At 64.0% G+C, this 22,421-nt stretch carries 21 protein-coding genes; 8 read left to right on the forward strand and 13 right to left on the reverse strand.

Annotation, left to right across the window (positions count from 1 at the left end; translation table 11 throughout):
* The 3 genes from nirB to pcaQ all read left to right on the forward strand — a co-directional run.
* Window positions 1–2,496: nitrite reductase large subunit NirB (gene nirB / locus ACK1U9_RS16900; protein WP_449110047.1), on the forward strand; the 2,496-nt coding region annotated here is incomplete at its 5' end.
* A complete protein-coding gene (nirD, locus tag ACK1U9_RS16905) occupies window positions 2,496–2,858 on the forward strand; it encodes a nitrite reductase small subunit NirD (RefSeq protein WP_085601806.1) in 363 nt (120 codons plus the stop codon). The genes nirB and nirD, both read left to right, overlap by 1 nt.
* 151 nt (window positions 2,859–3,009) lie before the next feature.
* Window positions 3,010–3,942, forward strand: coding sequence for a pca operon transcription factor PcaQ (gene pcaQ / locus ACK1U9_RS16910; protein ID WP_108481216.1), 933 nt, complete (start codon window positions 3,010–3,012; stop codon window positions 3,940–3,942).
* On the opposite strand, the gene ACK1U9_RS16915 is transcribed toward pcaQ, so the two are convergent.
* From ACK1U9_RS16915 to ACK1U9_RS16965, 11 genes are all read right to left on the reverse strand, one after another.
* On the reverse strand, window positions 3,933–5,273 hold the full coding sequence (locus tag ACK1U9_RS16915) for a TolC family outer membrane protein (protein WP_322493227.1): 1,341 nt from the start codon (window positions 5,271–5,273) through the stop codon (window positions 3,933–3,935). The two genes, pcaQ and ACK1U9_RS16915, sit on opposite strands and share 10 nt — an antisense overlap.
* The gene (locus ACK1U9_RS16920) at window positions 5,243–6,814 is read right to left on the reverse strand and encodes a DHA2 family efflux MFS transporter permease subunit (RefSeq protein ID WP_108481218.1); all 1,572 of its coding nucleotides are present in this window, start codon (window positions 6,812–6,814) and stop codon (window positions 5,243–5,245) included. The genes ACK1U9_RS16915 and ACK1U9_RS16920 overlap by 31 nt, the downstream gene beginning before the upstream one ends.
* Window positions 6,811–7,875: an HlyD family secretion protein gene (locus ACK1U9_RS16925; RefSeq protein ID WP_046616743.1), complete on the reverse strand. Its 1,065-nt coding sequence runs from the start codon at window positions 7,873–7,875 to the stop codon at window positions 6,811–6,813. Before ACK1U9_RS16925 ends, ACK1U9_RS16920 begins: the two co-directional genes overlap by 4 nt.
* A gap of 73 nt (window positions 7,876–7,948) precedes the next feature.
* Window positions 7,949–8,743 carry a DUF3050 domain-containing protein gene (locus tag ACK1U9_RS16930; protein ID WP_046616742.1) on the reverse strand — a complete coding sequence of 265 codons (795 nt, stop codon included), beginning with the start codon at window positions 8,741–8,743 and terminating at the stop codon, window positions 7,949–7,951.
* Window positions 8,744–8,781: 38 nt separating this feature from the next.
* Window positions 8,782–9,753 (reverse strand): fatty acid desaturase, encoded by a 972-nt coding sequence (locus tag ACK1U9_RS16935; RefSeq protein WP_046616741.1) that lies wholly within the window; start codon window positions 9,751–9,753, stop codon window positions 8,782–8,784.
* Window positions 9,754–9,763: 10 nt separating this feature from the next.
* On the reverse strand, window positions 9,764–10,591 hold the full coding sequence (locus tag ACK1U9_RS16940; protein WP_085601800.1) for an SDR family NAD(P)-dependent oxidoreductase: 828 nt from the start codon (window positions 10,589–10,591) through the stop codon (window positions 9,764–9,766).
* Window positions 10,588–11,733 carry an acyl-CoA dehydrogenase family protein gene (locus ACK1U9_RS16945; protein WP_135001711.1) on the reverse strand — a complete coding sequence of 382 codons (1,146 nt, stop codon included), beginning with the start codon at window positions 11,731–11,733 and terminating at the stop codon, window positions 10,588–10,590. Before ACK1U9_RS16945 ends, ACK1U9_RS16940 begins: the two co-directional genes overlap by 4 nt.
* A 3-nt stretch (window positions 11,734–11,736) precedes the next feature.
* Window positions 11,737–12,180, reverse strand: coding sequence for a type II toxin-antitoxin system RatA family toxin (locus ACK1U9_RS16950; RefSeq protein WP_046616739.1), 444 nt, complete (start codon window positions 12,178–12,180; stop codon window positions 11,737–11,739).
* Window positions 12,181–12,189: 9 nt separating this feature from the next.
* Complete coding sequence (locus tag ACK1U9_RS16955) at window positions 12,190–13,446, reverse strand: aspartate aminotransferase family protein (protein WP_085601798.1); 1,257 nt, start codon at window positions 13,444–13,446, stop codon at window positions 12,190–12,192.
* Between the two features lie 4 nt (window positions 13,447–13,450).
* On the reverse strand, window positions 13,451–14,524 hold the full coding sequence (locus tag ACK1U9_RS16960) for an SDR family oxidoreductase (protein WP_046616737.1): 1,074 nt from the start codon (window positions 14,522–14,524) through the stop codon (window positions 13,451–13,453).
* Window positions 14,525–14,715: 191 nt separating this feature from the next.
* Complete coding sequence (locus ACK1U9_RS16965) at window positions 14,716–15,453, reverse strand: AraC family transcriptional regulator (protein WP_085601796.1); 738 nt, start codon at window positions 15,451–15,453, stop codon at window positions 14,716–14,718.
* Window positions 15,454–15,723: 270 nt separating this feature from the next.
* On the opposite strand from ACK1U9_RS16965, the gene ACK1U9_RS16970 reads away from it, so the two are divergent.
* From ACK1U9_RS16970 to ACK1U9_RS16985, 4 genes are all read left to right on the forward strand, one after another.
* Window positions 15,724–16,488, forward strand: coding sequence for an FKBP-type peptidyl-prolyl cis-trans isomerase (locus ACK1U9_RS16970; protein ID WP_003257347.1), 765 nt, complete (start codon window positions 15,724–15,726; stop codon window positions 16,486–16,488).
* Window positions 16,489–16,782: 294 nt separating this feature from the next.
* Window positions 16,783–17,223, forward strand: coding sequence for a YkvA family protein (locus ACK1U9_RS16975; RefSeq protein WP_085601795.1), 441 nt, complete (start codon window positions 16,783–16,785; stop codon window positions 17,221–17,223).
* Window positions 17,224–17,334: 111 nt separating this feature from the next.
* The gene (locus ACK1U9_RS16980; RefSeq protein WP_003257349.1) at window positions 17,335–17,673 is read left to right on the forward strand and encodes a helix-turn-helix domain-containing protein; all 339 of its coding nucleotides are present in this window, start codon (window positions 17,335–17,337) and stop codon (window positions 17,671–17,673) included.
* Complete coding sequence (locus ACK1U9_RS16985; RefSeq protein ID WP_013971408.1) at window positions 17,670–18,038, forward strand: hypothetical protein; 369 nt, start codon at window positions 17,670–17,672, stop codon at window positions 18,036–18,038. Before ACK1U9_RS16980 ends, ACK1U9_RS16985 begins: the two co-directional genes overlap by 4 nt.
* 48 nt (window positions 18,039–18,086) lie before the next feature.
* On the opposite strand, the gene ACK1U9_RS16990 is transcribed toward ACK1U9_RS16985, so the two are convergent.
* Window positions 18,087–19,064 carry an EAL domain-containing protein gene (locus ACK1U9_RS16990; protein ID WP_046616733.1) on the reverse strand — a complete coding sequence of 326 codons (978 nt, stop codon included), beginning with the start codon at window positions 19,062–19,064 and terminating at the stop codon, window positions 18,087–18,089.
* Between the two features lie 118 nt (window positions 19,065–19,182).
* Window positions 19,183–21,264 (reverse strand): carboxy terminal-processing peptidase, encoded by a 2,082-nt coding sequence (locus ACK1U9_RS16995; protein WP_449110048.1) that lies wholly within the window; start codon window positions 21,262–21,264, stop codon window positions 19,183–19,185.
* Between the two features lie 144 nt (window positions 21,265–21,408).
* Between ACK1U9_RS16995 and ACK1U9_RS17000 the strand changes: the two genes are divergently transcribed.
* Window positions 21,409–22,371: an NAD(P)H-quinone oxidoreductase gene (locus tag ACK1U9_RS17000; RefSeq protein WP_046616730.1), complete on the forward strand. Its 963-nt coding sequence runs from the start codon at window positions 21,409–21,411 to the stop codon at window positions 22,369–22,371.
* The last annotated feature ends 50 nt before the right edge of the window (window positions 22,372–22,421 follow it).

Below are 22,421 nucleotides of genomic sequence, written 5' to 3' on the forward strand. Positions count from 1 at the left end.
ATGGTCGGCCACCATTGTGTCGAACAACTGGTCAGCCGCGGCGCCCTGCAGCGCTTCGAAGTGCATGTGTTCGGCGAAGAGCGCCAACGCGCCTATGACCGCGTGCACCTGTCCGAGTATTTCGGCGGCAGCTGTGCCGAAACCCTGGCCCTGTGCGGGCAGGACTTTTACGGCAGCAACGGGGTGCACCTGCACCTCGGCGAAGCGGTGCTGGAAATCGACCGTGAGTGCGGCGAAGTGGTCACCGCCGAGGGCCGCTACGGCTACGACCAACTGGTGCTGGCCACAGGTTCCTACCCCTTCGTGCCGCCGATCGAAGGTTCCAGCGGCAATGCCCGCCTTGTCTACCGCACCCTCGACGACCTCGACGCCATCCGCGCTGCCGCAGCCAGTGCCCGCCGTGGCGTGGTAGTGGGCGGTGGCCTGCTTGGCCTGGAAGCAGCCAACGCCCTCAAGTCGCTGGGCCTGGAAGCCCACGTGGTGGAGTTCGCCCCACGGTTGATGCCGGTGCAGCTGGACGGCGAGGGCGGTGCCGCGCTCAAGGCACAGATCGAAGCGCTGGGTGTTGGCGTGCATCTGTCGCGTGCCACCCAGTCGATCAGTGCGGGTGAAGACTACCGCTACCGCATGAACTTCGATGGCGGCGAGCACCTGGAAACCGACCTGATCGTGTTCTCCGCGGGTATCCGCCCGCAGGATGCCCTGGGCCGTGCCTGTGGCCTGGACATCGCCGCGCGTGGTGGCGTGGTGATCGACAACCATTGCCGCAGCAGCGACCCACGCATCTTTGCCATCGGCGAGTGCGCCTCGTGGAACGGCAGCGTGTTCGGTCTGGTCGCCCCGGGCTACAGCATGGCGCGCAACCTGGCGGCATTGCTGATGGGGGAAAGCACTGGCGAATTCACCGGTGCCGACATGTCTACCAAGCTCAAGTTGCTGGGCGTGGATGTCGGCTCCATCGGCGATGCCCATGGCGCTACCCCTGGCGCACGCAGCTACCGCTTCATCGACGAAGCCAACAGCGCCTACCGCCGGCTGGTGGTGGATGCCAGCGGCAAGCACGTGCTCGGTGCGGTGCTGGTCGGCGACAACAGCTACTACGACACCCTGCTGCAATACGCCCAGAACGGTATCGCCCTGCCAGCCGACCCCGCGGCACTGATCCTGCCGCAAGGCGGTGGTGCACCGGCCCTGGGCGCCGATGCGCTGCCCGACAGTGCGACCATCTGCTCGTGCCACAACGTCAGCAAGGGCGCGGTGTGCGCCGCCATCGACAGCGGCTGCGGCGACCTTGCCGCAGTCAAGGGCTGCACGAAAGCAGCTACCGGTTGTGGTGGTTGCGCGGCACTGCTCAAGCAGGTGTTCGAGCATGAGCTGACCGCCCGCGGCGTTGCGGTGGACAAGAGCCTGTGCGAGCACTTCGCCTACACTCGCCAGGAACTGTACGGTCTGGTACGGGTGGAGGGTATCCGCACCTTCAACGAACTGCTCGAACGCCACGGCAAGGGCCACGTTGGCTGCGACATCTGCAAGCCGGCGGTGGGCAGTATCCTCGCCTCGTGCTGGAACCAGCCGATCATGGACCCGGCGCTGGTGCCGCTGCAGGACACCAACGACACCTTCATGGCCAACATGCAGAAGAACGGCACCTACTCGGTGGTGCCGCGCATCCCCGGTGGTGAAATCACCCCCGACAAGCTCATCGTGATCGGCCAGGTGGCGAAAAAGTACGACCTGTACACCAAGATCACCGGCGGCCAGCGCATCGACTTGTTCGGCGCCCAGTTGCACGAGCTGCCGCTGATCTGGGGCGAGCTGATCGAGGCCGGCTTCGAAACCGGCCATGCCTACGGCAAGTCGACCCGCACGGTGAAATCGTGCGTTGGCAGCACCTGGTGCCGTTACGGCGTGCAGGACAGCGTCGACATGGCCCTGCGCCTGGAAGACCGCTACAAAGGCCTGCGCAGCCCGCACAAGCTCAAGTTCGCGGTGTCCGGTTGCACTCGCGAATGCGCCGAGGCACAGAGCAAGGACATCGGCGTGATCGCCACCGACAAGGGCTGGAACCTGTACGTGTGCGGCAATGGCGGCATGCGCCCGCGGCACGCCGAGCTGTTCGCCACCGACCTCGACGACGAGACCCTGGTGCGCCTGATCGACCGCGTGCTGATGTTCTATATCCGCACCGCCGACAAACTGCAGCGCACCTCGGTGTGGCGCGAGAATCTGGAAGGTGGGCTGGACTACCTGAAGCAGGTGATCATCGACGACAGCCTGGGCTTGGCCAGCGAGCTGGAAGCGCAGATGCAGCATGTGGTCGACCAGTATGAATGCGAGTGGGCCAACGCCCTCAACGACCCCGAGAAGCTCAAGCGCTTCCGTACGTTCGTCAACGACCGCCGCGCCGACCCGGACGTGCATTTCGTGCGCGAACGCGAACAGCGCCGGCCTGCTGCGCCGCTGCACCTGATCCCAACCGTCGAGGAGGCTGTCTGATGAAGCTGTCCAATGCTGCTGTAAAGACCCACGAGAACTGGCAGGCGGTGTGCCAGGCGGATGACCTGGTGGCCGATTCCGGGGTGGTGGTTTGGCTCGACGGGGCCCAGGTGGCGTTGTTCTACCTGCCGGGGCAGGCGCAGCCGCTGTACGCGGTGGACAACCGCGACCCGCGGTCCGGCGCCAACATCATCGGCCGCGGGCTGGTCGGTAGCTTGCAGGGGGAGTTGGTGGTGGCGGCACCATTGTACAAGCAGCACTTCAGCCTGGAGAGCGGGGAGTGCCTGGAGGATAGCGGGCAGCGCCTGCGGGTGTGGCCGGTGCGGTTGAATGGGGAGGCGGTGGAGTTGGCTGTGGCCTGATAGTCATCTGCCGCCTGCACCGGCCTCTTCGCGGGCACGCCCGCTCCCACAGGTACTGCACAGGTCTGGAGAACTGTGGAGATCGCTGTGGGAGCGGGTTCACCCGCGAAAGGGCCGGTACAGGCTATCTGCATGCGGTAAGCTTGAGCCCATGAACCTCGACACCCGCATCAAGTACCGCCACCTGCTGTGCTTCCTGGAGATTGCCCGGCAGGGCAGCCTGGCCAGGGCTGCCGACATCCTGGCAATCAGTCAGCCGGCCATCTCCAAGACCCTCAAGGAACTCGAAGACCTGCTGGAAACGCGCCTGTTCGCGCGCAGCCGCCAGGGCGTCGAGCTGACCCCGGCCGGCACGCGTTTCATGCGCTATGCCGGGCCCAGCGTGCAGGCCCTGCGCGATGGCGTAAGCAGCCTGCGTGGCGAGGCGCGGGTGCCATCGCAGGTACGCATCGGGGTGCTGTCCACGGTCGAAGGCCTGCTCATGCCCGAAGTGCTGTGTCGCCTGCACCAGCGGCATGAGGCGCTGGTGATCAGCGTGGTCACCGGGGTCAGCGCGCAACTGCTCGGGCAGTTGCGCCTGGGCGAACTGGAGCTGGTGGTCGGGCGCATGACCGACAGCCCACAGATCCAGGGGCTGTCGTTCGAGCACCTGTACAGCGAGTCGATGAGCCTGGTGGTACGGCCCGGCCACCCGCTGCTGGCCGGCACGCCGGTGGAGCGGGCGCAGGTGGGCCGTTACCCGTTGGTATTGCCGCCTGCTGGCACCACCATCCGCCAGCATGCCGACAGCCTGTTCGTGCAATGTGGCATCCAGATGCCGGCCCAGCGCCTGGAAACCCTGTCACTGGCCCTGAGCCGACGCTACCTGCTGGGCAGTGATGCGCTGTGGGTGGCACCACGCGATGCCGTGCTGCTGGACCTTCGCCGTGGCGAGTTGGTCGAACTCGACCTGGGCGTGCGCGAGCCCGGCGGCTCGGTCGGTATCTGCCGCAATGCCGCCTTGCCACAGAGCCTGCCTGGGCAGTGGGTATGCGAGGTACTGCGCGAGGTGGCAGGGCAGTACCGAGAGGGTGCCTACCCTTGAACCCGCTCCGTCAACAGGGCACTGAGGGCCTTGAGGCTGTCGTCGCTCAGGCTGCCGCTGGCCGCCATCAGGCGTAACTGTGCCTGCAGGATGGCATAGCGCTGTCGGGCCAGTTGCAGGCGCGTGCGAGTCAACTGCTGCTCGGCATCCAGCACATCGTTGCTTATCCGTGCGCCGGCCTCGTAGGCGTGCGTGGTAATGCGCAGATCGCTCTGGCTGGAACGCAAGGCCTGTTGCAGGGCCTGGTACTGGCTGATGCCACCGGTGAGGTTGAGGTAGGCCTGACGGGCCATGAAATCTGCCTCGCGTCGCGCATCTTCCAGCTCGCTCTCGGCGGCGCCCTGCAGGGCACGTGCCTCGCGCGTGCGGCTTTGAGTGCCGCCACCGGCGTACAGGGGAACGCTGAGCTGCACACCGACCACGGTCTGGGTGTACTTCTCCTCGGGTACGGTCACGTCGTACAGGCTGCCTCCCACGGAGGCAAAGCGGCCGTGCGCGGCCACCAGGTCGAGGGTTGGCAGATGGCCGGCCCGTTGTTTGTCCACTTCCTGTTCGGCGATCAGCTGGCGTACTTCGGCTGCCTGCACCTTCAGATTGTGCTGGCGGGCCTGGTCGGTCCAGGCATCCAGCCGGGCCGGTTGCGGGCCACTGAAGGAGACCAGGTCATCAGGCCTGGCCAGCTCGCCCGGCATAGTGCCAGTCAGCCTGGCCAGCGCCTGCTGGTTGAGGCGCAGGGCATTGTCGGCGGCAATCTGCTCGGCCTGCGCGAGGTCGTAACGGGCCTGGATGCGCTGCACCTCGTTCTCGGTACCCGAGCCTTCGCGGCGCAAGCGCTGTGCCTTGTCCAGTTGCTGGCCGAGGGTGTGCACCTGCTGGCGGCTGGTAGCCAACTGGTCTTCGGCCAGCAACAGTTCGAAGTAGGCGTCGGCCACGCGCAGCATCAGGTCCTGGCGCGCAGCGAGCAGGTCGATTTCACCGGCGGTGGCCAAGGCCTTGCCCTGTTCATGGCCGACGACGTTCTGCCAGCGCAGCAGGGGCTGTATCAATACCAGCGCGTAGGCATTGGAGTTGTCGCGGTTGCGGTGTGCAGGGCCGCTGTGTTCGCGGTCGACCCAGGCTGCGCCGCTTTCCAGGGACAGGTGCGGCAGCAATTTAGCCAGCGCCTGTGGTGCCTTCTGCGCCGCTGCCTGTTGACGTTGCTGCGCCGCAGCGTAGGCCAGGTCATGCCCCAGGGCTTGCTGGTAGGTCTGGTACAGGTCGCTGGCCTGGACCGTGCTGGCGCAAGCCAGCGCCAGCACGGCTAGGCAGGTTCGTGTGCTTTGTCCGAACACGTCACGGACTCCTTTGCAAGTGAGGGCTTGGGTAGGCGGGAGTTGCGCATCAGCAGCACCATGGGCACGCCGATCAGCATCACCGCACCGAGCAGGCCGAAGAGCATGCTGAAACCGAGCATCTGTGCCTGCTCCCGGGCCTGCATGAAGGCCAGTACGGCGTTGGCCTGGTCTGCACCGAGCAGGTCGGTGGAGAGCCGTCGCGGGTCGAGGTTGGCCAGGTCCCAGCCGCTGGCAAGCAGGCTGTTTTCGTCGACGTGCTCGGATAGTTGCCGGTAGCGTGCCCAGGAGAAACGCGTGAGCAGGGTGGCGGCGATGGCGATGCCCACGCTGCCGCCCAACTGGCGCATCAGGTTGAGCACGCCGGAGCCCACCGAGATCAGCTGCGCCGGCAGTTGGCGCATGGCCAGGTTGGTCAGTGGCACGAAGATCATGCCCAGCCCGAAGCCACGGATGATCAATGGCCAGTACAGGGTGTCGGGGTTGCTTTGCAGGGTGAACTGGGTATGCAGGTACATGGCGTAGCCGTAGACCAGGATGCCCACGCAGATGAAGTAGCGCTCATCGATGCGGTTTTCCTGCGACAGCTTGCCGATCACCAGGGTACTGACCGCACTGGCCAGGGCACCGGGGAAGATCACAAGGCCACTTTGGTAGGCGCTTTGCTCGAGCAGCGTCTGCAGCAGCAGAGGCACCATGAACAGCGTGCTGTACAGGCCGAAACCGACGCAGAAGGCGCAGATCGATCCCAGAAGAAACTCGCGGTTGCTGAACAGCGCGAGGTTGACGATCGGGTTGGCCACCCGCCGCTCCCAGTAGCAGAACCCGATCAGGCCGAGCAGCGCCAGTGCCAGGCACAGCAGGCTCAGGTCTGACTCAAGCCAGTCCCAGTGTTCGCCACGCTCCAGCAGGATCTGCAAGCTGCCGACGCCGATTGCGAGCAGCACGAAGCCCGGATAGTCGATGCTTTGCGGGCGTCGCTCGTTGGGTGAATCGCCTACGCACAGCCATGCCAGCAGCAGGGCCAGCGCGCCGATCGGCAGGTTGATCAGGAAGATCCAGTGCCAAGAGAACTCGTCGATCAGGTAGCCGCCGACCGAGGGGCCGAGGGTTGGCCCCATCATCACCCCGACGCCGTACAAGGCCAGGCCGGCGCTGACCTTTTCCTTGGGGAACACGTCGTAGATGATCGCCTGCGAGATGCCCAGCAAGCCGCCCCCGGCCAGGCCCTGCACCACTCGCCACAGCACCATCTGCCACAGCTCCTGCGACAGCGCGCAACCGAGCGAGGCCAGCACGAACAGCGCCGATGACACCAGGTAGTAGCGGCGCCGGCCAAACCAGGCAGACAGCCAGCCGCTGGCCGGCAGGATCACCACGTTGGCGACGATGTAGCCGGTCGAAACCCACGAAATTTCGTCCACCGACGCCCCGAAACCGCCCATCAGGCTGGGGATGGCGACGTTGACGATGGTGACGTCGAGCAGCTCCATCATCGAGATCAGGGTGACTGTCACGGCCACCAGCCACGGCGACTTCATAGCGGCTGCCCGCTGTCGCGGGTATCGACCTCGACGAACACGCTCATGCCCTGGCTGAGCGCCTGTTGCATGTCTTTGGGCAGCTGGCGGAACTCGATGCGCGCCTGGATGCGTTGCACCACCTTGGTGAAGTTGCCGCTGGCGTTCTCCTGTGGCAGCAGCGAGAAACGCGCGCCAGTGGCCGGCACCAGGCTATGTACCACGCCCTCCAGCTGCTGCCCCGGAAAGGCATCGACGCTGATGCGTGCAGGTTGGCCGACACGAACCCTGCCGATCTGGGTTTCCTTGAAGTTGGCCACTACCCACATGTGTTCTGTACTGACCAGGCTCAAGAGTTTTTGACCGGCCACCACGAATTGCCCGGGCTGCACATCCTTGTGCACGATCACCCCACCCTGCGGGGATGCCTGCCGGGTGTCCTGCAGTTCGATGCGGGCCAGTGCCAGGGCCGACTCAGCGGCCTTGATCCGGTACTCTTCAACTTTCAGCGCGGCCTGGTTGGCCAGGGTACCTTCGCGGGCTGCGGTGGAGTTGTCGCGGGCCGCCTGCAGCTGGTGGCTCAGGGCGCTGAAGCGTGCGCGGGCGGCTTCCAGGTCCTGGGTACTTACAACGCCTTGGTCGGCCAGGCGCCGGGTGCGTTGATAGTCGCTGCGGGCCTGTTCGACATTGGCCGCCAACTGACCGATGGTGGCCTGTGCTGCCTGACTGCGCGCAGCTGCACTGCGGACCTGGCTGTCCACCAGGCCGGGCATGCCGCCTTGCCCGGTGGCCACCAGCGCGCTCAAGTAATTGGCCCGCGCCTGTTCAACCCGCTGCTGATATTCGTCATCGCGCACCTGGAACAGCAGGTCCCCTTTGTTCACGCGCGTGTTTTCGTGCACAGGCACGTCCACCACCACGCCGCTCAGCCGCGCCCTGATAGGGATGATCACGCCTTCCACTTCGGCATTGTCGGTGCTGACGTACTGCCGTGCGTATTGCCAGCGCTGCAGCCCGAGTGCTGCCAGGCCTGCGATGACCAGCACCGATACTGCCAACTTGGCGTACTTGCCTTTCACCATGTCACACGCTCTCGTCCATGTCGTTGGGGGCCAGAACCCCTTGCCTGCGTCGGGCGCAGGCAAGGGATGATGCTCAGCTGGTTGCTGGCGCGCACGTGGCCTGTGCTGCCGCGCGCTGATGCAGTTGCTCCAGCACGCCATCCCACAGCACGGTGCGGGCTACCAGCGCGTCGGCGGCGCTTTTCGCCAGGGTCTGCTGTTGCGCCGGTTCGCTGACGATCTCGGCGATGATGCGTTTGGCTGCCGGGCCGTGATCGTCGCCGTCCATTTCGATGTGGCGCTTGAGGTAGTAGGTCAGCATCGGCACGCTGGCTTCATCGATGGCCCAGCGTTGCAGCAGGCCGCCGAACATGTCCGGGATGATGTCTTCGCGGCCGAAGAAGAAATACGCCAGCACCTGCTCGGTCGAGCCGTGCAGGGCAACTTCCAGGGTCTTGCTGACGAACACCTTGGCCGGCAGCGGAATGTCGACATTGGTCAACGCCTGGGCAAGGGGCACGCCTGCTTGCAGCAGTGCCTGGAACTGGCGGAACGGGCCGGTATCGGCGCCGATCTCGTCCATTGCGCCAAGGTACAGCTCCAGATGGCTGATGAAGCCGCCGTCGGGGTGTTCGTCGGTTTCCTCGCCGGTGACGATCTCGTTGATCAGCCGCGCGGCAAGGATATGCCTGGGTGGCAGCCAGGGCAGGGAGACGCAGGTCAGGTCGCGCTGGATGCGCTTGAGCAGCGTCATGAAGTCCCACACGGCAAAGACGTGGTTCTCCATCAGCAGGCGTACATCATCCAGAGTGCTGATGCGGGCGAACAGTGGGTGTGCCAGCAGGGTGCGGCGTTCGTTTTCAATCAGTTCATCGACGTCAAAAGACATACTCGGCTCCTTGAGTTTTGGGGCTCGCCAGGCGTACATCACAGCCCGGGGCTACCTGGCGGTGGCATCGTCTGCCAGGCGCCGGCATAGGGGAAACGTGCCTTGCAGTAGCGCAAGGCTCCGAAGAAACGCGGTTCGATCAGCGCCTGTCGGCCTTCGTACCAACCGCTGGCGAGCAGTTGGCGGTGCAGGCGAGGCAGGCGCCAGCACGGCACGCGCGGATACAGGTGGTGCTCCAGGTGGTAGTTGGAGCCCAGGTGCAGCAGGGTGCTCAGTGCTGCGGTACGCGAGCGGGCCACCGGCAGCGCTACATCGGTTTCGAAGGCATGCTCCTGGTAGGCGTTCAGGGCAGAAATCAACAAGGCCAGCAGCAGGCAGCCCGCCACGGCAGGCAGCAGCGGTGGCCACTTTGCCGCCAGCAGCAGCCACAGTGCCGGCCACAGCAGCTGGCAGGCCAGGTTGGCTCTGGCCAGCAAACGGATCTGCCGGTCGGGCAGTGGCAATGTGCCGCTGACCTTGGCGCCGGGCAGGGCCAGGCGCACGGTTTGCAGCAGATACCAGGCGGTGGCATGCAGGCGTGACACCAGCAACCGGGTGGCGGCCAGGCGATAGCGCCGCAACAGGCGCCAGTCCGGGTCCTGGGGGCTACCGTTGTAGCGATGGTGCTGCCAGTGGTCGACGAAGTAGCCGGTGACGCAGAAGCCCGTGAGCATCGAGCTCAGCGCCACCGCCAGCATGCAGCTGTACAGGCGGTTGTCGCTGAGGTTGAAGTGGAAACCCTCGTGGCCCAGGATGCCCTGCAGAAACAGGCCGTAGCCCGCCAGCAGCAGCAATGGCAAAGCCAGCGGCCATGCCTGGGGGGCGCGGTCGACGATGGCCACAAGCAGTGCCAGCGGTGCGGCGAACAGCAGCAACGCGTAGCCGATCACCAGGGTGGTTTCCAGCGCTGACGGCGTCAGCAGGCTTCGCTCAGGGCGCAGCAGGGGCTTGTCCAGTGCCAGTTGCGTCATCGGCCTGGCCTCAGTCGATCAGTTCGGGTTTGAGCGACAGCTGCCCGGCCTTGCTCAGGCTGCGCAAGCGCAGGCCGATGAAGGCATCCACCAGGCTTGGCAGCCAGCGTGCGGTGTACATGGCCACGCTGCCGAGGAAGGTCAGGCCGCGGTTGCGCAGGTCGTGGCGGGTGCAGGCACGCACCAGGCCATTGCTGGCGTCATCGAGTTTTTCCTCAAGCGACAGCAGCACGCGCTCGCCGCGCTTGAAGCTGACCAGGCGCTTCACCGACAGACCGACCCGTTCGGCCGGGTCGTGAATGGCCGTGTCGATGAACCCGGGGAACACCGTGACCACATCCAGTTGCCCGGGGTACTGCATGCGCAGCACATCCGAATAGGCGCTCAAGGCTCGCTTGCTGGTGGCGTAGGCGGCCACGTACGGGGCGTTGACCAGCGCGAACAGCGAAGACACGTTGACCACCTTGCCACGCTTGCGCAGCAATGCCGGCAAGAACCGCGAGGTCAGTTGCCACGGAGCCAGCAGGTTGACTTCCAGTGCGCGACGCACATCATCGTTCACCCCTGTTTCGCCCCGTTCCAGGGTCAGCACCCCGGCATTGTTGATCAGGATGTCGATGTCGCCGAAGCGCTCCAGGATGGAGGCAGCAGCTTCGTCCAGGCGTTCGCGGTCGCACAGGTCGAGCAGGTAGTAGGCATCGAAGTTCAGTGCCCCATGCGGCTCGAGCCGGTCGATGCCGATAACGGTTGCCCCTTGGTGCTTGAGTTTGCGTGCGGTTTCCAGGCCCAGGCCGCGTGCCGCGCCGGTAATGACGACGATCTTGTTGTGCAGTTTCACGGGGTGACTCCATTGGCAATGCTGAAGGTGGCGCCTTGCAGGTAGCGGTCGAGGTTGGCCGTCATGCTGAAGCGTCCGGGCGGGTGGAACTGCAGGCCGCGGGTACTGGCCAGCCAGTCGCAGCCCTGGTTCGAACGGATGAACGACAGGCCGCCGAGCATCTGGTGGGCCAGGTCGGACGCGCTGGCCAGTTGCTGTTCGATGCCGTAGCGGGTCAGCAGCAGGCGCGCCAGCAGGTCGTCGGCGTCGCCTTGCAGGTGTTCCACCTCGTGCGCCAGGCCTTCCAGCGCACTCATGCACAGTTGCAGCTGGCAGGCCAGCTGCACGCGCTGCTGGTCGCTCCAGCGGCGCTCGTCGATCGCCCGCTCGACCAGGCCCATGCAGGCGCCCAGGTAGCTGGCGCTGATCAACAGCTCGAACCAGATGAAACCGATGGTCTGCACATCGCCAAGCTGCGATTTCAGCCCGGCGGAGAAGATCATCTTGTCGCTGACGTAGACGTCCTCCAGGCGCAGCTCCTGGCTCTGTGCGGCGGCCAGCGCGCTGTTGCCCCAGAACGGGTGGCGGCTGATGCCGGGGGCGGAGGCGGGGATGAGTGCGATCATCAGCTCCTCGCCGTCCTCGCTGGTGCGGCTGTAGCTGGCAGTCAGCAGGTCCATCGAGCTGCTCAGGCTGCACGGTTGCTTGCTGCCGCTCAGGCGGACTCCGTCAGCCAGCTGCACGGCTTCCATGCCGGCATCCAGGATGCCGCCTCCCGGTACGCCTTCGGCGAAGCCAGAGGCCAGCAGCAGACGCTGCTTGGCAATGGCCGACAACAGCAGGCCTTCGGCACCTGCGCCCCGGGCGGCGACGGCAACCAGGCTGGCCACGGAAAACTGATGCATGGTGCTGGCCACGGCCAGTGAAGGTGACAACGCACCGAGGGCCAGCTGCACCTGCAGCGCCTCGCATGCGCTGGCGCCCAGGCCACCACCAGCCTTCGGCACCAGCAAGGCAACCGGGCCGGTATGCTTGAACCAGTCCACAACCGGGCTGTCAGCGGCTTCGCGCTGTTCGAAGGGCAACTCCGTCAGCAGTTTGGCAAAGTCCGGGGCAAAGCGTTGCAAGGTCTGCCTGGCGTTGTGCAGGAGTGACAGGGGCATGGCTCAATCCTTGATCTGGCTGTTCGGGAACAGGCCATGGATGATGGCGCTGATGTTGTCGCGGATCGCTTGCCGGGCGACCGGGTCAAGCATGTCGGCCAGCATCGGCAGACCCAGGTCGAAGTTCGAACGGAAGGCAATGCTGGCGCCTTCGGCGGTTTCGCTGACTTGCCACGAGCCGGAAAAGTGGTCGATATCACCAGCGGTCTGGCGGAAATGGATATGCAGGTTGGCCGGGTCGAACACATCACGCTCCTGCCATTTGAGGATGCCGCTGTGGAAGTTCACCTCCCAGTTGCTCAGCACCTCATGTTCATGCACGGCTTCGATTTCGATGTTGCGCACCGACTCGCAAAACTGTGGATAGGCGCTGAAGTTACTGATGGCGGCGTAGACCTGTTCGGCGCTCTGGCTGGGTACATGGGCGTTCAGGCTGACTTCGTTCATTTCGGTGTCCTATTCAAAGGTACGGGCAAGGGCGCGGGCGAAACCGCCGAGCAGCCATTCAACGTCGCTGTCGCTGTACAGGGCAGGCGGCGTCAGGCGGATCACCCGGTGATCGTTGAGGGAGTGGTTGACCACGATGCGTTGGTCGATCAGGTGCATGACCATGTTGGCCGCCAGGCCGGCATCGGCGAACTCGACCCCCAGCAACAGCCCGGTGCTACGCAGTTGCACCTGGTTGCCGCAAGGGTGTTGCCGCAGCACGTTCTGCAGGCCCTGGCGCAGGCGTTGCCCCAAGGCTTCGGCACGGGGTACCAGCTGTTCGTGCTGCATCACCTGCAAGGTCGCCATTACCGCAGCCATGGCCAGCGGGTTGGCGCCGAAGGTGGAGGTGTGCATCAGCGGGTTGCGATTGAGCGGTGCCTGCATGTCGGCAGTGCAAACCATGGCACTTACTGGCACGCAGCCGCCGGAGAGGCTTTTGCCGACCAGCAGGATGTCCGGTACCACGCCCTCGTGCTCGCAGGCCCACCAGCGCCCGGTACGGCCCATGCCCGACTGGATCTCGTCGGCAATCAGCACAGCGCCGTACTGGTCGCAGAGTTGGCGCACCTGCTGCAGGTAGCCGGCTGGAGGTACTATCACCCCGGCCTCGGCCTGTACCGGCTCGAGGATGACGCAGGCGCGTTCGGGCTGCGCCTGCAACTGCTGGCGCAGGGCATCGGCATCACCGAACGGTACGAAGTGGCTGTCGCCCAGGCGGTCGGCAAAGGGTGAGCGATACAGCGTCCGGCCAGTGACCGCCAGCGAACCCAGGGTCTTGCCGTGGTATCCACCCTGGGTCGAGATCACCTGTTGGCAACCGTTTAGCCAGGCCAGTTTCAGCGCCGCCTCGGTGGCTTCGGTACCGGAGTTGCAGAAGTACACATACTGCAGGGGCGCCGGGCATACCGCGGCCAAGGCCGCAGCGGCCTGGGCCTGGAACGGGTTGAGCATGAGCTTGCTGGCCATCGGGTGGCTGTGCAGCTGGTGGCTGACCTTTTCAACCACCTGCGGGTGCGAATGCCCGAGCAGGAACACGCCGTAGCCGCCGGCATCCAGATAGCGGTTGCCGTCCATGTCGAACAGGTAGACGCCTTCGCCGGCTACCTCGATCGGCAGGTTCATCATCGACGCAAGGCGGGCATAGCCGGCATTGACATGGTCACGGTACTGGGCGCGTACGTGCTCGGCGTCCAGCCCTTCAGGCAGGGGAGTGAAGCTGTTCATCGTCTCAGGCCTCCATGGCCAGTTCGCCGTGGCGCTCACCTGAGGCCGGTGTTCTCAGCATGCGTTGCATGGCCGAAAGCTTGGGGGACAGGCGGGCCAGCGTCAGTGCCAGCTCCTGGCGCGGCGAACGCATGGCCAGGCGCCGGGCTGGCAACAGCTGCTCCAGCGAGCTTGGCAATGGCTGCAGCAGGCTGGCGTAGCGGCACAGCTGGGTGGCGCGGCCGAGGGCTGCGCGGATGTTCTCCTCCAGGGCTGGCAGGAACACCGGGCGCACCAGGCGTTCGTAGATATCCGGGTTCATGCAGCGCGGGCGCTGGAACGGCTTGCCCTGGTCCTGCATTTCCGCGCACATCAGGTCGAGCAGGGTGCGGATATCGAGCGCCTGCGGGCCGTTGCTGAGGAAGTAGTCGTCGCCGATCAGGCGCTGGTCCAGTGCGCTGGCGATGCCGGCCGCGGCAACATCACGGGCGATCACATCGACTCGTCCGTTCTCCGGGCACGGGATGATCGGCAGGTAGCCGGACATCATCAGCCCCATGGTCAGGTGAAAACCCTGAAGCATGGGCATGTGGCCACTGTGGCTGTCGCCGATGATGATCGACGGGCGGAAAATCGACACCGGCACGCCTGCATCGCGAACCAGGCTCTCGGCCTGGCGCTTGACCACTTCGTACGGGGTCGAAGGCATCACGCCGGGGTGATAGTCGCACGGGTGGGTGAAAGCGGTGCTGATGTGGTACAGCGGCACATCGGCGTCGCGGACAAACTCCAGCACTTGTTCGGTGCCTTGGTAGTTGACCGAGAACACCGCTTCGGCGTGGCCATCCAGGCGGGTGATAGCCGCGCAATGGATGACCCAGTCGACGCGCCTGGTCAGTGCCAGGTAGTCCGCGTCGGACAGGCCCAGGCGCGGTTGGCAGATATCACCGCGCAGGGTTTCTACCCCTGGATGGCGGATGCTGCTGCGACGGGTCAGGCAGACCAGGTGATAGCGCTCGGCCAGTTGGCCGATCAGGGTATCACCCAGTACGCCGGCACCGCCGGTAAGGAAAACGGTCAGCCGCGAGGGTCCTGACATGGGCTAGCACTCCTTGCTCGCTAGGTTGATGAACTGGCATGTGCCATAGCGCCCGTCTGCCTGGCCGCCGCAAGGGGGCCAAGGAACCGGAACGATTAAAAAAGCCGACCTGTGATCACATGGCCGGCAAGTGGCCCTGCGCCTGATGGTGGAGACCCCGGTTGGCGCGGGCTGGAGGGGATGATGGCGATTTAGAACTGTGGATTCTTGAATGAATCGCTTGTATTGCGCAGCACCATGGCGACGCGGCTGGGCGACATGCCGACCATCCGTCGCATCGTGCGGGTGAGGTGGGCCTGGTCAGCGAAGCCGCCGGCGACAGCGGCATCGCTGAGGCTGGCTTCATGGGCAAGGGCGTGGCAGGCGCGTTCGAGTTTGCGCCAGATGATCCATTGCGACAGGGGCACGCCCATCTGTCGCGTGGCGAAAAAGCGCAGGCGTGGGCTGGAAAGGCCCACCGCGCTGGCTGCACGCGAGACCGCACCAATGCCGGCCCAGTCCTGGCGCAGCAGGTTCAGGGCATTGGACAGGCGTGGGTCGAAGCTTTCGGGGGGGACCAGTTTGAGCTCCAGGGCTGCCACCACCTCGTGGAAGTTGGCGGCCTGGCGCACGCAATCGACGATATCCTGGCTGACAGCCGCCTTGCCGCTGTCGTCGAGCAGGGCTTTGAGCGCGCGGCCAAGTGGCGCATCCGGATACAAGTAGAGGAAGGCGACGCGGTCCGGGTTGGGCAGTGAACGGTGGTCGACCGATGGCCCTATCAGAACCCCGGGCGCGGTGAGGACCTGCTTGCCGAACTCCACGGTGATGTCGTAGCGCAGGCCGATGCACAGCTGGATGGCGACATGGGCATGGGCTTCGGTCTGGTCGCTTTTGCCGGTGTAGCCCAACCAGTAGTCACCGAAGGTTACTGCTCCGTCCCATCTCATTGTGCATCCCTGAAGCCTGTTCTAGATAGCTTGGCCACATCCGGGCCAGTATCCTGAAAGCGGCAGATGATAGCGTTATGGTATATCTTGGTCGACACAAAGCGTAACGAATGATCTGTCGTTGCAATTATGGCTTTTCTGCCGAGTGCAAGGTTGTGGAACTAATCCGGCTTTACTGGCTCTTATGCCGGTAGCCATGGGTTGGGGGCGCCTGATAAGCTCGCGGCTTCTACCCTGATTGCCCTTATGGCGCATGAACAAGGAAATTACATGAAACAGCATCGTTTGGCGGCTGCGGTTGCCCTGGTTGGCCTGGTACTGGCTGGCTGTGATCAACAGACCAGCAGCCCCGAGCTGAAGACTCCGGCACAGAAAGCCTCCTACGGTATCGGCCTGAACATGGGCAAGAGCCTGGCTCAGGAAGGCATGGAAGACCTTGATTCGAAAGCAGTAGCCCTCGGCATCGAAGACGCCGTTGGCAAGAAGGAACAGCGCATCAAGGATGAAGAGCTGGTAGAGGCCTTCACCGCGCTGCAGAAGCGTGCCGAAGAGCGCCTGGCCAAGGCCAGCGAAGAAGCCGCCTCCGCCGGCAAGAAGTTCCTCGAGGAAAACGCCAAGAAGCCAGGCGTGGTCACCACTGCCTCGGGCCTGCAGTACGAAGTGGTCAAGAAGGCCGACGGCCCGCAGCCCAAGGCGACCGACGTGGTTACCGTCCACTACGAAGGCAAGCTGATCGATGGCAAGGTGTTCGACAGCTCAGTCGAGCGCGGAAGCCCGATCGACCTGCCTGTCAGCGGCGTGATCCCGGGTTGGGTCGAAGGCCTGCAGCTGATGCATGTCGGCGAGAAGTACAAGCTGTTCATCCCGGCTGAACTGGCCTACGGTGCGCAGAGCCCTAGCCCGCTGATCCCGGCCAACTCGGTACTGGTATTCGACCTGGAACTGATCGCCATCAAGGATCCGGCCCAGCTGCAAGGTGCCGAGCCGGAAGCGGAAGCTCCTGCCGAGGCCCCGGCCGAAGCGCCTGCCAAGTAACACTGGCTGGCCCACGCAAAACGCCCCGTCCTGACGGGGCGTTTTCGTTTGTGCCGGGTGGTTGGACGAACCTGCAACTGCTGATACTGTCCGATGAAATGCAGCGTCAGGAAGCAGGATGCTTTTGGCGCAAACCGTTTGCGGCGTACGCACCCCACGGTATGAAATGACTGTGTAAAAAACGCCCGATCTGACCGGGGCCCTTGCCTGGCAGGCACCTGGGGTCGGAAACGTCGCCCTGTTCACAAGGTTATCCACAATAAATGTGGATAACCTTTTCCTCTTGGAGGCTTCATGAGCGCACCCTGGAATTTCGCCCGTTTCCTGCCCTTGGCCGAGCGCCTGCTCAGCCGTGGCCGGTTGCCGGCCTTGCTGTTTGCGGTCGCCCGCAAAGGCCCGCGCATTGGCCAGTTGCGTGAAGATGTGAAGCTGCTGCAGTCGCTATGCCTGGCCTGGTGGCGCGGCGAGTACCGCGCCATCAGCCCCAAGGCGCTGGTCACTGTCGTCGCTGGGCTGCTGTATTTCGTCAGCCCCATCGACGCTATCCCAGACTGGCTGCTGGGCGTGGGTTTCCTCGACGACATCGCGGTGCTGGGTTGGGTGCTGAAGACCGTGGCCGACGAACTGGCACGCTTCAAGGCCTGGCGTGACTCCCAGGCGCCCGAACGGCTGCGCGTGGTCGAGCGCCTGCCGGCCACCCCTGAAGCCCTGCGGTTGGAACGCAACACCCAGTGAAACCGGCCGCAACCGCAGCGCAACTGCACAGACCCCAGAGTTGGTAATATAATTGGCATAAGGGTTATGCCTACGGATTACATGCTGTAATCCTTTTTAAAGGGGTTTGTAATGGGTATTCAGGTCATCAGCCGGGACGGTCAACCCGAGTACGCCGTCGTTCCCTGGGAACAGTACCAGGCACTGCTCAAGGCCGCTGGGCAGGCACCAGCCGAGGTGCTTGCCAGTGAAGCGCAGGGCGATGTGGCCAGTGCGCCATTGCCGGCCTTCAGCGAAGTGGCACAGATTCGCCAGGCCAAGGGCATTGCCCCTGAGCAACTGGCGCGCAATGTCGGGGTAAGCCCGGCGTACCTGGCCATGATCGAATCGGGCGAACGCCAGCCAGATGCTGCTATCCGCCGTGCTCTGGCGTGGCATCTGGGGGTGGCTGGCTGGAGCGAGCCATCATGAGCCAGGTCAGGATCAGCCGTCAGCACTGGGATAACCTGCTGGGCGAGCTTGACCTGGCCCGTCGTCAACGTCACTTGCTGACGTATCGAGCGCTGATCGAGCGCTTGCAGTTGCCCAGCCCGGCCATGCAGACGCTCACAGCCGCGCTGGAGTACCTCGCGGTGCTGGATGCCCGCGCCGAGCAGCCATTGCGCAGCTCGCTGGTAATCAGCCAAGGTGCCAGCCGTTTGCCGCGTACCGGTTTTTTCGAGTGCGTGGAGCGCCTGGGGCGTTTCTCCGGGCCCGTGGATGGTATGGAGGCGGCGTCGTGGCATGCCTCCGAAGTCGTCCGGGTGTTTGAGTACAGCTACCCTGAAACAGCCTGATTCGTTGCCTGTTCCGGCCTCTTCGCGGGTAAACCCGCTCCCACAGGTTCACCACAGGTCTTGAGCCTTGTGTTCTACCTGTGGGTTTACCCGCGAAGAGGCCGGAACAACGGGCAAAGCATCCCTGTGGATCAGCCCGCAAGCCCTGCCATCGGCATCCACCACCTCCAATACCTCCAGGTGCCGGTGCCGGCCAAACAACTCCAGCAACTGCCCAATCGTGGCATTGAGCCGCACCGTCGGCTGTTCGGCCTGCGGAGCGTTCATCAGCGCCGGTAGTGGCCGGCTTTCGCGCGCCCCCAGCTCCTGCGGCCGCCCAAGCAGGTAGCCCTGCACCAGGTCCACGCCCATCTCCAGCAATACCGCCAGCTCTTCCACCAGCTCGATACCTTCGGCAATCACCTGCGCCTTCGACGCTCGGGCAATCTGCAATATCGAACCGACGAATTCACGCTTGAGCGGGTCGCGATGGATGCCGTCGATGAAATGGCGGTCGATCTTCACGTATTCGGGGCGCAGCTCCGACCACAGGCGCAGGCTCGAATAACCCGCCCCCAGATCGTCGATGGCAATCGAGAAGCCCATGTCCCGGTAGTGGTGCAGGGCATTGGACAGCAGCTGGAAGTCGTCGGTCGGGGTATGTTCGGTCAGCTCGATCACCACCCGGCTGGGCGGCAGGCCGACCTGTTCGAGCAGTTTAAGGGTTTGTCCGGAGGGGTAGTGCGGCTCGAGCAGCGATTCCGGCGAGATGTTGAGAAACAGCTTGCCCTGCAACTGCTGTTCACTGAAACGCCGGCAGGCGCTTTCCCGGCAGGCAGCCTCCAGCTCGGTCAGGCGGCCGGCCTGGCGGGCGATGGTAAACAGGTTCAGCGGTGCGTGCAGCGGACTGTTGGACGGCCCGCGACTCAATGCTTCATGGCCGAAAACCCGTTGCTCGCTCAGGCACATGATCGGCTGGAACAGGCTGTGAATACTGCGTTGAGCCAGGATGGCACTCAAGGCACTGAGCTGTTCGGCGACGGTCATGACGTATTCCTGAAAATGAAAGGGCCGGGCGTTTCCACACCCGGCCCCTCTATTTCACGACAGCGCGATGACTGTTTGATGACATATGTGGCTAATTTGCCATCATTGCCACAGTGCCTTACTTCTTGGCCACCTTGGTGCTTGCACTCAGGTAGTCGATCAGGATGCGGCCGGTTTCCGACAGATAGGCATCGTCCTCTGGCTTGGTGTTTTCATCCTCGGTCGGCAGCGCGTCCTCGTCCTCTTTCTTCAGTTCTTTCAGCGGCTCTTCACCCTTGGCCTTGCGGCGAATGTTCTCCAGCGCCAGTTGCTTGGCCTCGATTTCGTCGTGGCGTGCACGGCGGTCCTGTTCGTTGAGGCTGACGGTCTTCTCGTTCATCAGCTTTTGGGTCAGGGCCAGGCGGTCGCGGATGTAGGTGAATTCCGCATCCTTGTCGCTGCGCGCTTCATGCTGCGCCCTGAGCTGGGCCAGGAACGGCTTGAACGGGTCGGCTACCGGCTTGACCACCGGGCGAATGGTGTCCCATGGCATGGCCTCGGGCAGGGCGCTTTCGCCGATTTCCTTGGTGTCGATGATCGACGGGTAATCGATGTCCGGCAGTACGCCTTGGTGCTGGGTGCTCTGCCCGGAAACCCGGTAGAACTTGGCCAGGGTAAGCTTCAGCTCGCCATGGTTGAGTGGCTGGATGGTCTGCACGGTTCCTTTGCCGAAGGTCTGGCCACCGATGATCAGCGCACGGTGGTAGTCCTGCATGGCACCAGCGAAAATCTCCGAAGCCGAGGCCGACAGGCGGTTGACCAGCAGCGCCAGAGGGCCCTTGTAGAATGCCCCCGGGTTTTCGTCTTCCAGCACGTCGACACGGCCGTCGCTGTTGCGCACCAGCACGGTCGGGCCTTTCTCGATGAACAGGCTGGTCAGCTCGGTAGCTTCCTGCAGCGAGCCGCCGCCGTTGTTGCGCAGGTCGATGACCACGCCGTCTACTTTTTCCTTCTGCAGTTCGGTGAGCAGCTTCTTCACGTCGCGCGTGGTGCTCTTGTACTCCGGGTCACCGGCGCGATAGGCCTTGAAGTCGAGGTAGAAGGCCGGGATTTCGATGATGCCCAGCTTGTAGTCACGCCCGTCCTGCTTGAGCTTGAGCACCGACTTCTTCGCTGCCTGCTCTTCGAGCTTCACCGCCTCGCGGGTTATCGACACGATCTTGCTGGTCTGGTCGCTAGGGGCGTTGCTGGCCGGGATGATCTCCAGGCGCACCACCGAGCCTTTCGGGCCGCGAATCAGTTTCACCACTTCGTCCAGGCGCCAGCCGACCACGTCGACCATTTCCTTGTTGCCCTGGGCCACACCAATGATCTTGTCGGCCGGTGCCACCTGCTTGGTCTTGGCCGCCGGGCCTGCCGGCACCAGGCGCACGATCTTGACCTGGTCGTTGTCGCTTTGCAGCACTGCGCCGATACCTTCCAGCGACAGGCTCATGTTGATGTCGAAGTTTTCCGCGTTATCCGGCGACAGATAGTTGGTGTGCGGGTCGTAGGACTGGGCGAAGGTGTTGATGTAGGCCTGGAAGATGTCCTCGGCACGGGTCTGGTCCAGGCGCGACAGCTGGTTCTTGTAGCGCTTGGTCAGGGTTTCCTGGATCTGCTTGGGTTCCTTGCCGGCGATCTTCTGGCGCAGCACTTCATCCTTGACGCGTTTGCGCCACAAATCGTCGAGCTCGGCCTGGTTCTTCATCCACGGGGCGTCCTTGCGGTCGATCAGCAAGGTTTCCTTGGCGTTGAAGTCGATCTTGTCCACGCCCTTGTTCAGCTCGGCCAAGGCGAAGTCCAGACGTTGCTTGACACGGTCCAGATAGCGTTTGTAGATGGTGAAGCCCGGGTCCAGGTTACCGCTCTTGAGGAAATCGTCGAATTGCGTTTTCCATTTGTCGAATTCGGCGATGTCGGCGGCGGTGAAGTAGCTGCGCGCCGGGTCCAGCAGCTTGATGTAGCTGTCATAGATGATGACCGAACGGGCGTCGTCCAGCGGCGGCTTGCTGTAGTGGTGGCGCTTGAGCAATTCCACCACGTTGAGGCTGGCTACGATCTCGTCGCGGTCCGGCTGCAGGCTGTCCCACTTGTTGGCGGCCGCCGCATTGCCGCCGAGCGTGAGGCTGCCCAGGCCGACCATCAGCGCCAGGGCGGTGCTTGGGAGGAAATGCTTCATGCTGATTCGACGTGGAGACAATTGATCACGCATAGTAGGCCGTCTTTTCTGTTCACCGGTTGCAAAAAACCGGATGCATACTGCAAAAAGCCTGGGGACTTGGCGTTCCCAGGCTCGGTCATATGATTCAACTATGGAGGCACTGTGAAGGCATTGCAAGGCGTTGACGGACATGTGGCCTGGGTCGAGGCCGAACGCCCGACCTGTGACGCGGGCCAAGTGCGCATTCGCGTGGCTGCTGCGGGGCTGAACCGCGCCGATCTGCTGCAGATGAAAGGTTTGTACCCACCACCGCCAGGCGCCAGCCCATACATGGGCCTGGAGTGTTCCGGCGTGATCGAAGAAGTGGGCGCCGGTGCCGACTGGCGGGTGGGTGACCGTGTTTGCGCGCTGCTGGCCAGCGGCGCCATGGCCGAGGAAGTGGTGGTGGATGCCCGCCACGTGCTGCCTGTGCCCGAAGGCCTGAGCCTGCACGAGGCGGCGGGGTTGCCGGAGGTGTACGCCACTGCCTGGCTGAACATCTTCCAGCTCGGTGGCGTGAAAGCTGGCGAGAAGGTGCTGGTACATGCTGGCGCCAGCGGCGTTGGCTCGGCCGCCATCCAGCTGTGCAAGGCATTCGGTAGCCCGGTGTGGGTCAGCGTCGGTTCGCAGGACCGCCTGGCCTACTGCGAGGCGCTGGGCGCAGCCGGTGGTGTGGTACGTAACGAAAACCTGGAAGCGCTGGAAGGTTTCGGCCCGTTCGATGTGATTCTCGACCCGGTGGGTGCCAGTTACGGCGAGCTCAACCTCAAGTTGCTGGCGCGTGACGGGCGCTGGGTGATCATCGGCCTGATGGGCGGGCGCAAGTTCGAGCTGGACCTGGCACAGGTACTGGGCAAGCGCCTGGAGATTACCGGCTCTACGCTGCGCAACCGCGATGACGGCTTCAAGGCCGAGCTGCTGCGCGATTTGCAGCTGCAGGTGTGGCCGCTGTTTGCCGAAGGGCGCCTGTCGCCGCAGCTGGTGGATACCTACCCGGTGGAGTTCGCCCAGGCGGCGTATGCCGAGCTTGAGACCAACCAGGTGTCGGGCAAGCTGGTGATGGTGATCGACCCAGGCCTGGCTTGAGATTGCCGGGGCTGCTTTGCAGCCCATCGCGACACAAGGCCGCTCCTACA

Source organism: Pseudomonas sp. XP1, from assembly GCF_053557675.1.

Coding starts and splice junctions, on each gene's coding strand:
- ACK1U9_RS16990 (WP_046616733.1), bottom strand. CDS start 19,064: ATGACCGTCGCCGAACAGCTCAGTGCCTTGAGTGCCATCCTGGCTCAA.
- ACK1U9_RS16920 (WP_108481218.1), bottom strand. CDS start 6,814: ATGAAGTCGCCGTGGCTGGTGGCCGTGACAGTCACCCTGATCTCGATG.
- ACK1U9_RS16970 (WP_003257347.1), top strand. CDS start 15,724: ATGAAACAGCATCGTTTGGCGGCTGCGGTTGCCCTGGTTGGCCTGGTA.
- ACK1U9_RS16980 (WP_003257349.1), top strand. CDS start 17,335: ATGGGTATTCAGGTCATCAGCCGGGACGGTCAACCCGAGTACGCCGTC.
- ACK1U9_RS16965 (WP_085601796.1), bottom strand. CDS start 15,453: ATGAGATGGGACGGAGCAGTAACCTTCGGTGACTACTGGTTGGGCTAC.
- pcaQ (WP_108481216.1), top strand. CDS start 3,010: ATGAACCTCGACACCCGCATCAAGTACCGCCACCTGCTGTGCTTCCTG.
- nirD (WP_085601806.1), top strand. CDS start 2,496: ATGAAGCTGTCCAATGCTGCTGTAAAGACCCACGAGAACTGGCAGGCG.
- ACK1U9_RS16950 (WP_046616739.1), bottom strand. CDS start 12,180: ATGAACGAAGTCAGCCTGAACGCCCATGTACCCAGCCAGAGCGCCGAA.
- ACK1U9_RS16975 (WP_085601795.1), top strand. CDS start 16,783: ATGAGCGCACCCTGGAATTTCGCCCGTTTCCTGCCCTTGGCCGAGCGC.
- ACK1U9_RS16930 (WP_046616742.1), bottom strand. CDS start 8,743: ATGTCTTTTGACGTCGATGAACTGATTGAAAACGAACGCCGCACCCTG.
- ACK1U9_RS16945 (WP_135001711.1), bottom strand. CDS start 11,733: ATGCCCCTGTCACTCCTGCACAACGCCAGGCAGACCTTGCAACGCTTT.
- ACK1U9_RS16935 (WP_046616741.1), bottom strand. CDS start 9,753: ATGACGCAACTGGCACTGGACAAGCCCCTGCTGCGCCCTGAGCGAAGC.
- ACK1U9_RS16960 (WP_046616737.1), bottom strand. CDS start 14,524: ATGTCAGGACCCTCGCGGCTGACCGTTTTCCTTACCGGCGGTGCCGGC.
- ACK1U9_RS16925 (WP_046616743.1), bottom strand. CDS start 7,875: ATGGTGAAAGGCAAGTACGCCAAGTTGGCAGTATCGGTGCTGGTCATC.
- ACK1U9_RS16995 (WP_449110048.1), bottom strand. CDS start 21,264: ATGAAGCATTTCCTCCCAAGCACCGCCCTGGCGCTGATGGTCGGCCTG.
- ACK1U9_RS16955 (WP_085601798.1), bottom strand. CDS start 13,446: ATGAACAGCTTCACTCCCCTGCCTGAAGGGCTGGACGCCGAGCACGTA.
- ACK1U9_RS16985 (WP_013971408.1), top strand. CDS start 17,670: ATGAGCCAGGTCAGGATCAGCCGTCAGCACTGGGATAACCTGCTGGGC.